The following is a 15494-nucleotide window of genomic DNA, read 5'->3' on the forward strand; positions in this document are numbered from 1 at the left end:
TTTTCCTTTTATTTTTTTAGGATTTTCAAAAGTAAGCTTACTGGATCTATTAAGTCGATGTCGATGGAGCAAATCCAGGTTAATTTTGAAAACTGACAACTGTTTAAAATCTGGCTCGAAAATGATTCATGCTTTTCTACTTTGCTCTAAACTATTCTGTAGTTTATGGGAAAAATGTCTTATGACATTTCTATTGGCTATTTCCTGCTTCACTTACCGACGCCGCCCCTGCAAACTGCAAGACTCGCAACCTCCAAGTTCACAGAATCGCTGATCTCTTATCAGAAGTAGCGAACTACAATAAAATAACTCATCTACTCATTTTGTTCATCGCTTGGTGAGTAAGTACCAATCCTTACTGAAAGAATTTGATCGATAATTTTTATTTCTCGAATCCGATTTTCTTTTGTTTTTGCTAATTCTTCATTGGAGAGTCTATATAAATCCGAAACCTGGTTTAAACGGCTCTCCGAACGCATCTTATGAATATCTTTAAGTAGCTGATCCCGACTTTTTTCCATTTCAAAACAGAGATTTTGTAATTCTTCAATTTTTTTTACAGCTTTATCTTTGCTCACGGAATACTCTAAAAGAGAGCTTTTAAGATTTTGTATTTCTTGTTGCTGTGCTAAAATAAAATTTTCAATGATTTTTAATTCCTCATGCCATGGACACCATATTTCCAAACTATCCCGGGAGAAGAACTGTAATGCTTCTTTAGGAATAATATAAATGTTTCTTGCAATAGATCTTATGGATCTGTGTGAGACTCCAGGAATTACTAAAAAGCCAGGATCATTTTTTAAGATGATTAATAGTTCAAAATAAGAAGGCATATTTTCTTTCTTTTCTTCCTTTACTGCTTCCGTTTTTTCTAACGACGGTCTTTGTGCCCATGCAAGACCGATATAAATGATATAAAAAAAGAGGGAGGCGTTTGATAAAATATATCCAAAGGTTTCTAAAGAATAGGAGAAGGAGTAATAAGGAAAAAGAAAACTAGATTTATCAAGACTTGTAAAAAGGGTTATCCAAAGGAAAGCAAGAAGTTTTTTATTTTTAAAATTGTGTTTAAGAATGCTATGAAGCCATATAGGCAAAAAAATAAATGTACAAGAAAAATTCCATGGAAAATACAATGTAGAGGGATTTAACGGAGGAGTTCTAAAAAAATAAAGGAGCAATCCATAAATAAATAAAGGATAAATCGAATCCATCTTGAATTTCTTTATTGAAGTTTTTTTAAAAAAAATCTTTTATATCCTCTTTCCAAATTTAAAAAGCAACCTGTAACGATGGAAAATAGTCTAATCAGCAATTAAAAAACCATGAGAGGAAAAATCGGACAATTTCTCTTTGATGCAATGATGACACTTCTCATTGCTATAGCCATAGATCGATTCTGCCCAGAACCATTGCGAGGTTGGTGCAGAAACGGATGGCAGATTATAGGAAACGCTATGGAAGAAGTCGTACATTGGATTGGAAGGCTATTTCATTGATTTTTTAAACTTTCTCTCCCCCTCCCTTTTTCTATTCCCACTAATAATCTTTTTAGAGAAAGTTTTTGACGGCAATTAAATGCTTCTATTCCTAAAAAATACCTATCGTTTTGTATTTCCCATACTGGATAAAAATATTTTAAAACTAAAACAGATTTAATATCACTGGGCGCATTTTCAATGATTTGAATCCACTCTTTTTTTAGTTCTTCATTATCTGAAGGCTGCTGGATACAGTTCGGTCCAGCAATAATCGTATGCAATTGATCACCCTCGTTATTGATTGGAGCATCCAAACTAACCATTACCGGATTATTGATATTGTTTTCTGTATCTTCTAAATTGAGATTATTTTGAAAAGAATTTTTCTTTTTTTGATAAGAACTAATCTGAACTGTTTTAGATTTTAATGCTTCAGAGGCAATTTCATTTTTGATCCAGTATAAAGCATAGTTTGGAAATGGATTTTGTGAAGAAGGATTGTATCTTTCTAAGGCTCTGTAAAAGCCGATAATTCCATCACTAAAGACCGCCTCTTTAATATTTAGGTTGTTCGTTTTGACAACCCTGTGGATCAACTCAATACCGTTTACAATCAATGGTTCTGTTGCTTCAGCTAATTTTAGTCTTTTTCTTTTCCATATTGTAGCTTCCTTCCCATTGTCTTTTTCAGCTTCTTCTCTGAGGTTGTTCCACCATATGATGTTCAAGCGTAATTTATCAAGCACTGCTACTACTTTTTCATCCATGTGGTTTTTTTTGGATCGAATTAAAGAAATTAAAAAAACAACTTCTTTGGCATTTATTCTCTTTTGTCTAGAAGGTTCATGAAGATGAATAATCTTATCAATAAGAATTTTCTTTATAGATGGAATCTGCAGTAAAGATAGTTTTTCTTCATGCAATGCCATTTGGAATTTTTTAATCGATTCCTTCCAATCTATTTCCTTTTTGACCCATTGTGCTTTATTTTTCATAAGATTTTTCTTTTTTTATAACTTCATTATTCTTCGCTAAATCAAAAAGCAGCTTTGAAGGGATGATTTTTAATCGATTAAGGTTCTGAGATATTATTTCTAAGTGTTTGCTTTCTTTGCTTTCGATCTCTTCTATTTCTTTCTTAAAAAAAGAATTTTTTTCTTTCAAGAATAGCTCATATAAAATTTTTTTTATTTTATAATTAAATATCAACTTCTCTTTGATTGAAGAATAATTGCCAGTTCTTGATTCTAAAAAATCTTTTAATGTCCAATAAAGAATGGCAAAGGCTTTTGCGTAAGGATCTTTAATTTCTTTATTTGAAACGGCTGCTAAATAATTATCAAAAAAGTTATTTAATCCTCCAACAACCTCTCCACAAAACAGATCGAACGAATGTAAAAAACGGACAGTATTTTGAGCAGATCGAGCTTTTTCTGGTTTTGTGCCAAAAAATTTAAGAATGTATTGGCTTACAGGAATTGGAGCAATTGGTTGAATATATTCAAGAAGAATTTCACCTTTTCCATTGGCAATGATTCTTCCTCTTGAATCTGTTTTTGCTTTATAATAGCCTTTAGAGGCAAAAGGGGAAGTATCTTTATCATTGCCTTCTTTTATAGAAGAAAAGAAAGAGAGCTGCTGTAATATTTTTTCATATTTTTCAGCATATATGTTAGAAAGCCCTTGAAAAAGATTTCCAAGCTCTTTTCGTTCTTGATTAGATAAAGAATTATGCACTTTTTGGGAGAAGTTTTTTATCCATTTTAACATTTCTTTATCCAAATAGAGTGCTTCACCCGAAGAGGCTGTAACTGATCGCGTTTTTTTCTGGATATTCTCTTTTGCTGAATCATTTATAAAACGAAGATTTTCTTCCCATCGTTCGTCTGTACAAATATCAAACAGCATCGAACAAAGAAGAGCCTTTTCTTTGGTATCAAAAGCAGCATTTTTTTGTTTTCTTAAAACCTGTTCTGGCTTGTTTCTAAGATATTTATTTTTCCGGACTAAATTTTGTATTTTTAAAATTTCTTCATAATTGAGAGAATGAAGCGGGAGCCAGAAAAACCTGTCTTTATCCTTGCCAGTAATTAATTCAATCTCTTTTTTATCTAAAAGAGCAAATCCGTTAAGTTCTATCATAAAATCTGAAACGTGCGTTTAATCGATTTTATCTTTCAATGGATCTTTTATTTTTTACTGGAAGAGAAACGGACTTTTGAAAAGATTTACTACTGTCTTTTTGTTCCCTTGGTATGTTTTGATCTTTTGTTAATGATAGTGTTTTAAGGTTTTTTAGATGATCTAAAATATGTAAACTTGGTTGATATAGCGGAAGGCTTTCTTGAATATTCTTAAAAGAAACATATTCAAAGCTGAATGGCTTCATACCTATATTATAGGTTGCAATGAACAAAAGTGTTGATCCTTTTTATTCCTTCTCTAAAGAAGACCACGTTTCAAGTTTGATACTTCCAGATGACTATATTATTACGGATATTGCTGCTATAAGAGTGGTAGAATGTGCAGTCCATGCCATGGGGGAGGGGAGTGCTCTTTCTGCGGTGTTGTTGGATGGTCCTCCTGGTATTGGGAAAACGTTCTTGGGTAAGGCAGTTGCTAAAGCCATTGGGGCAAGACATATGTTGTTTCAATTTTTTCCTGGATGTGGAAAAGAAGAGCTGCTGCGAGATAAATCCATCGATGGAACACTGGTTCCTGGTATCATTCCTCTGTCTATAACTTCTTCTATAGAAAACAAAACGGTACTCATTCTGAACGAACTAGATAAAGCCGATGTTTCCGTTGACAGTTTTTTACTCGATTTTATTAACGAATCTCAACTATTTGTCCCTCAGTTGGGAGGCGAATTGAAGGCTAACAATTCTAACCTTTTAATTGTAATCACAAAAAATGATCTACGAGATGCTACGGAAGCTTTGTTAAGAAGATGTCGGGTTATCTACATGAACTGGCCCTCTGTGGAAATGGAAACAAAACTCATCAAAATGTACAATCCATGGGCTACAGAAAAATTTTGTGAAATCTTTATAAATGCCGCCAATCAACTGAGAAGGCATCCTGGTGTAAAGAAAAAACCTTCCCCGCCAGAGCTTGTTCGATTGATAAGCGACTGTTGGCGCATTCGCCATCAACAGATGACTCTTTTAGAATGGAGTCAATTTTTGCTAACCGGACTGCTTCCTTTACCTCAAGATAGAAAGTATCTAGATCAAAACCCCATGGCTTTAGCCTCCGAAGTAAGAAATCTCCTTTCAGAAATTAATGATCTTTGCAGAATCCGCTTTAATGGAATACCTGAATAAAAAATCTTTTTTTCTTCTGTAAAAAGCGTTCGATGGCGCATAAAGAATCTTTGAAGATTCCTTTATCTTTCCCTACCTCTCTTTTCCATCGATTTTCCTATAAAGTTTGGATTATAGAAGTAAAAAGGGGAGGGGTGGGCTGTTTTTTCTATCTCTTCAATGATTTTTTCTGGGTCTTTCTGCTCTACTTTTCTATTATCCCTACGGATTCTTAGCTCTTCATAGATTTTGGCAACCGTTTCTTCTACGCTGAGGGCTCTTTTTGACTGAGAAGCTTGCTGTTCTTCTTCTTTTCTTTCTTTATCTGGCTCAGCTCTTTGCTCTGATACTTTTTCGATACCCACTCCTTGTACTGGCGGCATTGCTTTTTCTTCGGTCCTTTCCCTTTGTTTTTCCTTCTGCAGTTGTTCCTCTTCTACTGCTGCTTTTGCGGCTCTTAGGTATTCATGCTTGTAAAGAGGAGCAGGTTGAGACACTCTATCGATCAACTCTTGAGCCCTGTCCGAAGCTATTCCTCCAAAAAACCCACCCATACCCATTCCTAGCAAGCCTCCCGCTATTGTCCCTGGTCCAGGAAAGATCATCGAGCCTAGGGTTGCCCCTGCTGCCCCTCCAACACTACTTCCAATCAGTGGTAGCCCTATCCTTGCCACCGCCTTGCCTATAGCCTCTCCCCACCGGCCTGTTTCCTTCCCTTCAGTTACGGCAGCTTTTGCTTCTTCACCCACGCCTAAAACTGTTGCAAGCGGACCTAGCCAGCCTAAAACCTTTGGAATTTTTCTTCGGGGCTTAATTTTTTGGGGATCATAATTCTTTTTTGCATATATATCCTCTTTAGCATGAAAAAGGCGAATCATGGCCTTTGTAACATCATTTATATTAAATACCATTCTTGTAGCCCTCGCCGTTGGTTGTGAAGGATCCCCAATGACTATGTGGGGATGAAGAAACTGAAGCCAAGGATACTCAAAGGTTCTCCCCACTCCAAAGCGAGGATAGCCTTCATACCTTTCTCCTAATTTCCTCAGTTTTTCCTCAATTTTATTGTCAACATACTTGGTTTTTATTTCATGAACTGCCTTGGGCATAAGCATAATATTTTCTCTGCCATTGAGGTTTTCTAGCAATCCTGAAAGAAACAAGGGGATGATATGATCCAATTCCCAGCCTTTGGGAGGATGATAAGTTATCTTCCCAGATGGGGTTTTCTCTACCATTTTGTCTATAGCCCTCTGGGGGATGCCTAACTTCCTTAAGTCTTCTTGATGATAGGTATGTAGCTCTCTGAGAAGGCTTGGGCTTCAGGTTATTTTCAAAGTCCTCCCGCAGTTCTCTTGTTCTTTCTGGGCTTACTCTTTGGACCTTGCCGAGCCAAACCGCTTCCTCCCATGAAAGTTTCTTTTCACTCATTGGTCATGTCCTTTTTCTTTTCAATAGGCCATGACCTATGGGGCGGTGGCACGAAGGATCACTTATTCATATAAAAAATCTCTTTTAAGAAGGAACAAAGATCAGGATATTCCTCTTTAAGATCATGAAAATAGTGATGAAGGGTAAAGAAGCAGTGGGTACTCATATCATAGGCGCACGTAATTTCTAGAAAATTCCTATGCTGTCCAAAGATGAAATAATTAGGATTAAAGAACATTTCTTTTGCTTCCTCATCGTCCCATTTTAACACCCTGTAGTAGCGATTATGAGGAATAAGAAAATCCTCATTAATAAAATAGAGCTCCTCATCATGTTCTTCGCTCTTTAGCCATTCCACAGGAGAGTCTTCGTCAGGGATATGAAAAAAAGTGTATAAATCACTCCTGAACCCATTGCTGAAAGCCAAAAATTTCTTATAAAACTCTGGAATGGGCACTCCAAATTCCTCGCGGAACTGTCGGTCTGCTTTTTCAATGGCTTTGAAAGAGGCCGGCGGAAGAAAGGAGGTTTCGTAGGTGTACTCAAAAGTACTCCTTATTTTTTGAATCAGCTCAATCTCCCTGGGCTCCAAAAGCCTTGGCGCCGTATAAAGATGACGGAAAAAATACTCTACTTCCTCTTTGAGTAGCGAATAGAGATCCTCATAAAACACTTTGATCCCTTCCGGGGGGATCTTTTTTATCCCCTTGGGATAAATTACCCCCAAATAACTAGGTCCCAAGTAGTATATATAATAACGCTGGGATACCCCATCGTAGTTATATTTCCGGTCCTCACTCCTGCCTAATCGTAGGTGATACGGAGGAAGTAAGTCTGGAAAACGAGCTTTCAGCTCTGAGTTTGTGTCAAGAAGGATATCCGCACTATAAAGCCAACCATAGCCAAAACTAATGAACTTGGCATAAGCCAGAAAGTCTTTATAGTCCTGAGGTAGGGCTACCCCAAATGTCTCTTGGCAGGCTTTGTCTAACTGTTCAATAGCCTCAGGAGAGGCCGGAGGACCTAATTCGATATAAGGATGCTCTTTTTGACAGGACTTAAGCTTTTCCAGTAAAGCTTGGAACTCTGGAGTAATTGGCATAGATTTCCCTTTCTTTTTTCTGTTTTTTTTATGCGCAGCACAATAAACTACCATCACTAATGACTCTTCCCTGCAATGATAACTAAAGGTGTTTTTTTTTTTTAAGCTTTGTAAGTTGTCGACGTTTTAATAGTTCCATTCTTTGGAGACTCCACACATCAACACATTATCCTGAGTTTTTTCTCATTCCTTGCTAGGCTTTCTTTTTATAATAGGACATGTCCCATAGTTTAGTAGCAGATGCGGACGACATAGTGCTAGTACTTGCGGTTCATCTTGTGAAGAGTATATAGTAATACGATAAGTAGGGGAACAATCGAACGAAAGGAGGGCCGGGATCCACGCGCGGATATCGTTACCTTCACCAGCTAGCCCATGTTTGATGAAATTTATGTAACTTGTTGATTATCATAAGATATTTTTTCAACGTGTCACCCTGTTGGGTTTTTAGAGGCTATTTTTTTGGGTTTCCAAGGCTCTAAGAAGTTGATTCTCAGGGCAAAAAGAACTTACAAATCTCCGCTGATTCCTCTTTCCAGTTCCTCATCATCTTCCGAGGCTCTTCCTTTCAATGAAAGCTCCATAAGCCTGTCCAAGTGGGGACCTAAGAGCTCCTGTTTACTAGAAGACTTGTGATCGTCCGGTGCTTAATCTTCTCTCTATCGGAGTGACTCTCTTTCAGTCGAACCTACTGCTCTACTTTCCCACTCGGATACCGAATCGGAACAATACACACAAAACCTAAAGAGGCATAATTCACGAAATTTATCAAATACAAGAATAATTTAGAGATTATCGCCCCAAAAGCTCCGAAGAGTACGTCCAACCTCTCCCAATTCCACCAGGCTTTTTGCCGAACCAGTTTCTCCGGCTTTTTCAGATTGCCTCAGGCCAAAGCCGTCATCCTTTTCGGCGCTTAGCTCTTTCCTGATCAATCGCCGCCTCCATCTTGCAGAAGATCGTTCTCCCAAGCTTCTTTAAGCTTCTTGAACGCCTTATGCGAATGCCGAGGATTGGCGCCCTCGGAAACAACCGGCTCGCTTTTTCCCCGGCTCTAACTTGGCGCTGGTAAGGAACCACTCCGTACCCAGCTCGAAAGCCTTGGCGCAAGCCCCATACTTTTGGCACTAGCTAGCAGCACATCGTTTCAGGCGCATGCTATTTGCCGCCTGAAAAAAAGATACCATCTCTCCTGAGTCCTCCGGGAGCAGGGGTCTTGTTCCTGATCGGGCTCTGCCCGCTACCAGAGGGACGAAGCTTACGGTGAGCGCTTTGGTGTCTAGCGAGAAGCCGCCAGTCGCCTTCGTGTTTTTGGAAGCCAAAGCCGCTAAATTGCCCTGTATGCTGGAAGTGGGGAAAACCGGGCTGTTTGCCTTGCCACACGCGGCGTAAGTACGCCTGGAAGGCAAGATCCACCCTCTTGAGCATTACCTGAGCAGATTCAGAATTGATCAAGGTGAGAATCCCCAGCGAGTCTGAGAATAGCTCCTCCCGAATGACCTTCAAAGGATAGAGCCGATAGGTATCCTTGCGCTCAACGGGGCCAAGTACAAGAAGACCAGCGGGTGAGGGAATCCTCATGAGGCAACGCTGGACAGTGGTCTTTTAGTGCAATGACAGGTCAAGTGCATTGACACTTTCTGCCGCACTGCGTTGACGCACTGTCCACCCATTAAGTGCTTGTAACAAAATACCGCCGAAAGGCGCTCACCAGCCCAATGCTTGCCCTTGTACGTACTATTGCGAAAATGCGCTAGGAGGAATGGGGTAGGCAGTTATTTGAATTAAGCGGAGAATCGGACCTCTTCATTTGCTGCTTGCTTTGCCACCAAATCTTGAACACAATCGCTTCGTGAAGGGTCTTAAGACGACTTTTTCCCTTCTTCTCCGCAGGATAGTATGCCATAACGGTCCCTTGTTCCTATTGTAAGCCAGTTTTTTGGAGCCGTTACTACCGCGGTATCAGCTGATGGAAAGACTAATTAACCGTTCTCAAACAGGATATCGAACGGCAAGCGACAGTGGAATAGAACGGCTTTCCCAACTAGTCAAGCCAATGGCTCTGGCTGGAACATTGACAGCCGGAGAGGGTAGATAAAGAGGCTCGTCTAAAACTAGTTACATATTTGTTTGAATTTGTCCGGTTGAAGGAATCTGACCTTGAATTTCATTCAAATAATGCGAGGCGGCTTGTCCAGCTTCAAGAGCGGCTTTTTCTTTCATCATGTCAATGATATGCAACCGATCTTGAAGCAACTGATACCGAGTTTGTCTATAATTTTCTATATTGTTTTTCAGTTTTTCCAAAAACTGCTGTTGGTTATTGATTTGATTGGTTACTATAACCTCTAGCTGAGAAATTTGTGGAATGGCTAAAATATAATTTTGTTGGCATTGCTCTCTCAAAGATTTAATATCAGCTTGTAGTTGGGTTAATTTTTGTATAATATTCACTGTATCTTTATAGAGTTGAACATCTAATCTTTCTATTGCAATATTTTGCTGTAGGCGAGCGGTATTTGCATGTATTAAAATCATATAAGACTGATAAGATTGTGGACTTATTCCTGTAACTAAAGTACCTGATCCCCAACTGGGATTAATAAACTGAACTGGAAGGATTTGTATATTTTCCAGATTATTCTCTTTTCTATATGAGATCTCAATTGATCCTTCGCTATCAGTTCGCTGTGCACTTCTTATCGACTGTAAAGAAGCATAAGGGAAAACGGTTTTATCCAATCTATTAGATGCAAAAAATATGACAGGTTCACCTGGTGTTGTTGATAGAGTAAATTGTATTATTTGCTTTTCATACTTTTTGGAAAATTGATACAAAAAATTTGGCTGTTTCCTTAAATTGGATCGAATTAAATAATCTTCAACAGCTCCGAAAGCACCTGCAGAATATATTTCCGAGAGATTTGGACTCAGGCCGTAGATATTCGACTGATTGATTCCGTTGACAGGACTATAAAGTCCATTGAGTGAACTGCTATTCATCCAGAAAAGAAGCTGTTGTAAGGCATTTCCTCCCCACATTACACTTTGATATATAGGATCATTTGAGGATGATGATCGAATCAAGACGTTAGATCCCAATACCATGGCGTTGCCTAAAATGCTAGGCAAAACAGATCCCAAATTTATTTGACCATTAAGCCCATTACTTGATGAAATCTGATTGCCAAGTATTCCCCAGCTTAGTGGACCTGATAAACTCATCAATCCACCAATATTGCTAAATAGAGGATTGGAACCCAAGTACATTGGGAAGAAATTCATCGCCATATATCCTAACCCTCCTACCATTGGTCCTAAGTTACTTCCTCCCATAAATTGCTGAGCAAGAGAACTGCCTACCGCAAATTGTTGAGGGGAAAGAGAAGTCAACATAAAAGGTGGGAAAGCATCCAAACCAATGGGAAGACCTGACAATCCCATTATATTCCCTACATATCCCAAACCCATGCCATTAAAATTATTACCGTCAAATATGAGGCCGTAAGGCAGTTGAGTGAGCATTCCGTTCAAAGATTGAGATGGAGTAAAGGATGTGTTTAAAAAGTTTGAGCTAGAATTTGGATCATTGTATGGATTTTGAGGAACATGGACCTGAGAGACGGCATTCTCATAATTTTCAATTGACGCAAGAGAAGCTAGTTGTTGACTTAATTGTTTTGTTCCAGAGATCATTTGATCAATATGTTGAACATGTTCGTCATTATCTCGGAGGATGTTTTGAATGTCTTGAAGCCTATTTACGATATAGTTCATCGCATCGGCTGCACTCCCAGAAAATCCTGTCACATCTACTGGATATCCCCCTCCAGAAGTTACAGGAGGAGCTGAAGGAGCCTGTGGAAAATTTTGAATGGGTGGAATGATAGAGGAGGAGTTGTCGCCAATAGAGAAAAGCGGAAATTGCATGAATAATATGAGAAACAACTGTATAATAATTCTTTTTTTTAGAGATTTTTTTTTCATTTTTTCATCTCAATTGAAATTTTCTTTTGTTTGTCAATTTGCTCTAACCTAAACTTCTTGTTGACAAAATCTTTTGGTAACTTGTCGAAGACGACAAAACGAAAATTTCTTTTTTCCCAGATAGAATAAAGAAGTTGGCAACTGGTACTCAATTTTTTACAACACTCCAACAGCTCATTTTTCAATGGATGCAACGAACTTTTAATAAATTCAATGGAATGGTTGCCAATTTCCTTTTTTTCTATAGGCATCGATAAAATGACAGTGCCAGGTTTTTTGGGGTTATCGATGATAAACCATTCTTCCCATGCTTCAGGAGCTTCGTCATACATCTGAGACCATAAAGGATATTCTCCATCTAAAAGACTAAGAAAAAAATTCCGATCTATGACAATGGCAGGGAAAGAAGGTTCATTATTTGAATTTCTTGGAATTTCTTTGCCTAATCTTTGATAAAAATAGGCTTCAAAAAGAATAGCTCTTAATGACAGAGGAGAGGATTCTAACTCTTCATTAAAATGAATTCCTAAATCCTCTGGAAAAACAATTTTAGAAAGCTCCTTCTCTTCCTTTTCTTCTGTACATAAATTCTCTTTCTCTTTCCAATTACCAACAATTTTTTTGTTCATTTTCTATGCCCTCCAATTTCTTTAAGTCCATTTTCAATCATCGTAGAGAAGTCATTTAAGACTACATCTAAAAAGCTTCCCATCTGATTTAATGACTTATTGCTTAGAGAAAAAAGGCCGCGTACCAAAAAATGAAGGACATCCGATGTTGTCTTGTTCTTAAAATAGAATAAAGAGAGAAAAAGAGGAAAAGAAAGAAAGCCAAAGAGAAAAGGTGAAGCATTTTTCCATTGTTTCATGTTCATAGTAGAAAAGTAAATCGATAGAGAGAAAAATAGATCTTCACATTCCTTTTTTTGCTCTAATTATGTCTGTGAATTTTTGTTTTAATTCAGCCTGAAACTCTCCTTCTTTAACCATCTGCCATATCCTTTTCGGTGTGCCTATAAAACGTGAATAAAAATTAGATAATCCCAAAAAAAGAAAGGATAGAAGGGCAACTTCGAAAAGAAAAACAACTAGATCGGCCTCTCGTCGAGAGTGTAGAAGAATATAGAGAAGAGCTATTGGAAAAGCTTCAAGAAGTTCCCAAAAATTAAGCTTATCGGTTGAAAATAATAGATGATCCCCTGTAACGGTCATAACACCACAGATCAAACAAAGCATTAGTAATCCGATGATATGCAAATTATTATTGTTTACAGGAGGCTGTGGATTAGTCACATGATCAAGCATAACGTTCCTTTCTATCTAGGGATAAGGTGAAGCAGAAATTGAACCCTTTTTATACTTTTTTTCCCAAACCGAGGATGAAGTTTCACAATCGCTTCTCCATCTTTAAGTCTAGAAAAGATATACGGAGGATAAATTGGCTCTTTGCGGAATTGGATTTGAAAATCTTGATGGGCGATGGGTTTTGATAAATCAAAAAGAATTTCTTGTGTTCCTCTATACAGATAACCGTCACTTCTTTCAATTTCACCAAAAAGCCTAGAGGCATAATCATTGGTTTCCATATGAGGGTTTCTTAGAAAAATGATCGTTGCTGTATTTGTTAGAATAGCTTCAATTTCAGATTTAATCATTCGGGATTCCAAAACAGCTAAAGACTGAAAAGAAATAATACAACCACATTTATATTCTCTTGCCTTATCAAAAAAACCTCTTTCTCCAGTCCAATCTCCCGTGGTTGCCACTGTAGCAAATTCATCGCAGAGATAAATTACAGGTCTTTGTTGGTTAATTGGTCTGCCATCAATTTTTAGTTGCTTTCTTGAAAGGACTGACCGAAAGAAATCGAGTTTTAATAGTATGCTTGCGACCTTTGCTGCATTTCTCCATCTAGAAAAATTCATATCCAATACAAGGATCTTTCCCTGATCAATGATATCTGCAAAATTGAGGGTTCCTTTGGGACTTACCATTCGATCAAAAGGCGGCTGAGTCATCAGTGATGTGAGAACCGAAACTGTCATACCAATGGAACCTGAGGTTCTTTCATTGGCAATGTTTAGATATTCACCTTTGAAATAAAGGTACACTTCATCTGAATAGGGATCCTTTCCATAATGATGGAGGATTTTTTCGTAGGAACTTAACCACTTCTGCAAAGGACCATATTCTGGAGCAGGGATTTCAATATTGTTTATCAAATTAGATAAGGCCAACAATTGATCTATCTCATCAATAAGACTTAGGGAGCTTTCCCAAAGTTCAAGGTTGGGAAGAACTCCAAATTTAAAAGATTTTAAAAGTTTTTTTAGTCGATCTGTTAGTTCCGAGCACACTAAAAGAAGATTGTTGTGAAATTCATCATTTTGAGAATAAGAAAAAAAAGCAGCACGGAAAGAACGCAAACCGTTGAATAAAGATAAAATGCTAGAAGAACCAAAATGCGCTTTCGAAGCTTGCTCACCATTTATATATTTTAAAATTTTTTCTGCTTCAATTTTTTTTAATAGTCTCTTTTCCCTCTCTACTTCATTTTCATTTTCCGGCGCATTTTTATTCGCAACATATATGTCTTTAATTTTCTTTTTCCATTCTTGGATCAGATTTTCGATCCTATTGATAAGTCGGTTGATTTTTTCCAATCCCTGAAAAACTTTCTCTTTATTCTCTCTTAAAACACTTTCTGCTGAAGATATTTGGCTTTGGTTGGCAGGCTGTCCTCGGTCCATGACAAGAAGATTAAGAAGAGGAAAAGACATTGGAGGAGGACATTCTTCAATAATCCCGTTTCGAGCAGCCATAACAAGTTCTCGATGAAGTTGAAAAATGGAGTTAAACAGTTTCCTTCCGGCAGCATCCCAGAAGGGATCTTGGCTTGTCTTCCCATCATCAACTGCTTGTTTTAAAGTAATCATTAAATCAGCAAGCTCTGATGGAAGGGAATCAGGATTATTAAATGGATCTAGAGCAAGATCATGATCAGGTCCAAAAAGCAAAACATCTTTTTCTCTATCATATTTCTTGGCAAGCCATAATAACATTTCAGTCAGTTCACATTTTCCATCCATAATAAATCCCGAAAATTTTAATTCTGCTTTTTCTTTAGAATCTCTAAGGTCAGTTGCTCTAAAAAGGCTTTCTAAAACTTGAGTCAGAACAAATCGAGTTTTCCCAGCACCAGATCCACCCAGAATGCTCATGTGTGAAAATAAGTCTTTGATTGTTAGGGGATTACCAGATTCATCGGTTAGCTCCTGTGGTTCTGTTTCAACTCGAAAATACAATTTTCCAAAATCCGAAGAACTTATTGGATGCCGTGGCCAATAATTTTCTTTGACTTTAGCAGAAAGAGATTCTCTTGGTTTTACATATTGTGGGCCTATCGATCCTACTAAACTCTCTCTGATTTTTTGGAATAGTTTCATTCTTATACATTAAATAGGTCAACCTTGCTGATAACGATCTATTGTTAGAATATGAACTTTATTATCGAATGGCCTGATCCCTGGAAAAAATGGGCAGATGCGATTAGTGATAATCTAATTGATGGATTCTGGATAGAAAGTTATGAAGAATTTTGGCCCAAAATCTGGCCAGATGGTTCACTTGTTTATGCTCAAAAAACTAATGACAATCAATGGCTTCTCTTAAGAGAAAATGCTTGGATCGATTATGGATTTGAAAATTTCGATGAATTTGTAGAAGCCTTATTGTCGAAAAGAATTGAAGCTGACAGACCTTCTAAAATAATTATGCTAGGGAATTACAGGAAATTGCCAAGAATAAATTATTTAGGATCAATTCGTGGTTCTATTCTGATTAATGGGCAAAAAGCAATGCATTTTCTCATGATTAATGAGAATGAATTTCATAATGTGCGTTTGTTGGCGCATAAAATTGATCAAGATTGTATTGTTCAAAGAGAAATCTTTTTTCAAGAGTTTGTCGATAAGCTAAAAAGTATTTTTTTGAACAATGAAGACAATAGGATAAAACTTATTCGGATAGGTATTTTTTTAGGGTTTTTTACCGCTATTTTTTCTCTCATAGCTTTTTTTTGGAAAAAAGGAATCTTTTTAGCCATCCTTTCCCAAATTGCTTGTCTTTGGATCTTTTGGAGAATAGGAAAAGAATAAATTATAAACGGCGCGGGAATACCCATCTC

At 37.5% G+C, this 15494-nt stretch carries 15 protein-coding genes; 4 read left to right on the forward strand and 11 right to left on the reverse strand.

What is annotated here, in order from left to right:
- Nucleotides 1-314 precede the first annotated feature (314 nt).
- Nucleotides 315-1217 (reverse strand): hypothetical protein, encoded by a 903-nt coding sequence (locus QOL44_RS06150; protein ID WP_009057998.1) that lies wholly within the window; start codon nt 1215-1217, stop codon nt 315-317.
- Nucleotides 1218-1328: 111 nt separating this feature from the next.
- Between QOL44_RS06150 and QOL44_RS06155 the strand changes: the two genes are divergently transcribed.
- The gene (locus QOL44_RS06155; protein ID WP_009057997.1) at nt 1329-1502 is read left to right on the forward strand and encodes a hypothetical protein; all 174 of its coding nucleotides are present in this window, start codon (nt 1329-1331) and stop codon (nt 1500-1502) included.
- Here QOL44_RS06155 and QOL44_RS06160 read toward each other — a convergent pair.
- Together QOL44_RS06160 and QOL44_RS06165 are read right to left on the reverse strand one after the other, a co-directional pair.
- The gene (locus tag QOL44_RS06160; RefSeq protein ID WP_009057996.1) at nt 1496-2479 is read right to left on the reverse strand and encodes a sigma factor; all 984 of its coding nucleotides are present in this window, start codon (nt 2477-2479) and stop codon (nt 1496-1498) included. The two genes, QOL44_RS06155 and QOL44_RS06160, sit on opposite strands and share 7 nt — an antisense overlap.
- On the reverse strand, nt 2469-3266 hold the full coding sequence (locus QOL44_RS06165) for a hypothetical protein (protein ID WP_219804506.1): 798 nt from the start codon (nt 3264-3266) through the stop codon (nt 2469-2471). Before QOL44_RS06165 ends, QOL44_RS06160 begins: the two co-directional genes overlap by 11 nt.
- A 626-nt stretch (nt 3267-3892) precedes the next feature.
- On the opposite strand from QOL44_RS06165, the gene QOL44_RS06170 reads away from it, so the two are divergent.
- Nucleotides 3893-4810 carry an AAA family ATPase gene (locus QOL44_RS06170; protein WP_009057991.1) on the forward strand — a complete coding sequence of 306 codons (918 nt, stop codon included), beginning with the start codon at nt 3893-3895 and terminating at the stop codon, nt 4808-4810.
- A 62-nt stretch (nt 4811-4872) separates the two neighbouring features.
- On the opposite strand, the gene QOL44_RS06175 is transcribed toward QOL44_RS06170, so the two are convergent.
- The 3 genes from QOL44_RS06175 to QOL44_RS06185 all read right to left on the reverse strand — a co-directional run bounded on the left by QOL44_RS06175 (nt 4873) and on the right by QOL44_RS06185 (nt 8903).
- On the reverse strand, nt 4873-6027 hold the full coding sequence (locus QOL44_RS06175; RefSeq protein WP_134391431.1) for a hypothetical protein: 1155 nt from the start codon (nt 6025-6027) through the stop codon (nt 4873-4875).
- A gap of 251 nt (nt 6028-6278) precedes the next feature.
- On the reverse strand, nt 6279-7322 hold the full coding sequence (locus QOL44_RS06180; protein ID WP_283401163.1) for an SMI1/KNR4 family protein: 1044 nt from the start codon (nt 7320-7322) through the stop codon (nt 6279-6281).
- 1158 nt (nt 7323-8480) lie between these two features.
- Nucleotides 8481-8903 (reverse strand): hypothetical protein, encoded by a 423-nt coding sequence (locus tag QOL44_RS06185; protein ID WP_009061458.1) that lies wholly within the window; start codon nt 8901-8903, stop codon nt 8481-8483.
- Between the two features lie 358 nt (nt 8904-9261).
- Here QOL44_RS06185 and QOL44_RS06190 point away from each other — a divergent pair, with 358 nt between their 5' ends.
- Nucleotides 9262-9420, forward strand: coding sequence for a hypothetical protein (locus QOL44_RS06190; protein WP_166791429.1), 159 nt, complete (start codon nt 9262-9264; stop codon nt 9418-9420).
- A 20-nt stretch (nt 9421-9440) separates the two neighbouring features.
- Here QOL44_RS06190 and QOL44_RS06195 read toward each other — a convergent pair whose 3' ends face one another.
- From QOL44_RS06195 to QOL44_RS06215, 5 genes are read right to left on the reverse strand one after another with little or no spacing between them, the layout of a single operon-like run.
- Nucleotides 9441-11309, reverse strand: coding sequence for a hypothetical protein (locus QOL44_RS06195; RefSeq protein ID WP_009061457.1), 1869 nt, complete (start codon nt 11307-11309; stop codon nt 9441-9443).
- Complete coding sequence (locus QOL44_RS06200) at nt 11306-11938, reverse strand: hypothetical protein (RefSeq protein WP_009061455.1); 633 nt, start codon at nt 11936-11938, stop codon at nt 11306-11308. The genes QOL44_RS06195 and QOL44_RS06200 overlap by 4 nt, the downstream gene beginning before the upstream one ends.
- On the reverse strand, nt 11935-12177 hold the full coding sequence (locus QOL44_RS06205) for a hypothetical protein (RefSeq protein WP_134372885.1): 243 nt from the start codon (nt 12175-12177) through the stop codon (nt 11935-11937). The genes QOL44_RS06200 and QOL44_RS06205 overlap by 4 nt, the downstream gene beginning before the upstream one ends.
- Before the next feature lie 43 nt (nt 12178-12220).
- The gene (locus tag QOL44_RS06210) at nt 12221-12613 is read right to left on the reverse strand and encodes a hypothetical protein (protein WP_009061451.1); all 393 of its coding nucleotides are present in this window, start codon (nt 12611-12613) and stop codon (nt 12221-12223) included.
- An 11-nt stretch (nt 12614-12624) separates the two neighbouring features.
- The gene (locus tag QOL44_RS06215; RefSeq protein WP_009061449.1) at nt 12625-14754 is read right to left on the reverse strand and encodes a type IV secretory system conjugative DNA transfer family protein; all 2130 of its coding nucleotides are present in this window, start codon (nt 14752-14754) and stop codon (nt 12625-12627) included.
- A gap of 51 nt (nt 14755-14805) precedes the next feature.
- Here QOL44_RS06215 and QOL44_RS06220 point away from each other — a divergent pair, with 51 nt between their 5' ends.
- On the forward strand, nt 14806-15465 hold the full coding sequence (locus tag QOL44_RS06220; RefSeq protein ID WP_009061448.1) for a hypothetical protein: 660 nt from the start codon (nt 14806-14808) through the stop codon (nt 15463-15465).
- The last annotated feature ends 29 nt before the right edge of the window (nt 15466-15494 follow it).

Origin of the sequence: Candidatus Methylacidiphilum fumarolicum (assembly GCF_949774925.1) — a bacterium.
GTDB classification, from domain to species: Bacteria; Verrucomicrobiota; Verrucomicrobiia; order Methylacidiphilales; family Methylacidiphilaceae; genus Methylacidiphilum; species Methylacidiphilum fumarolicum.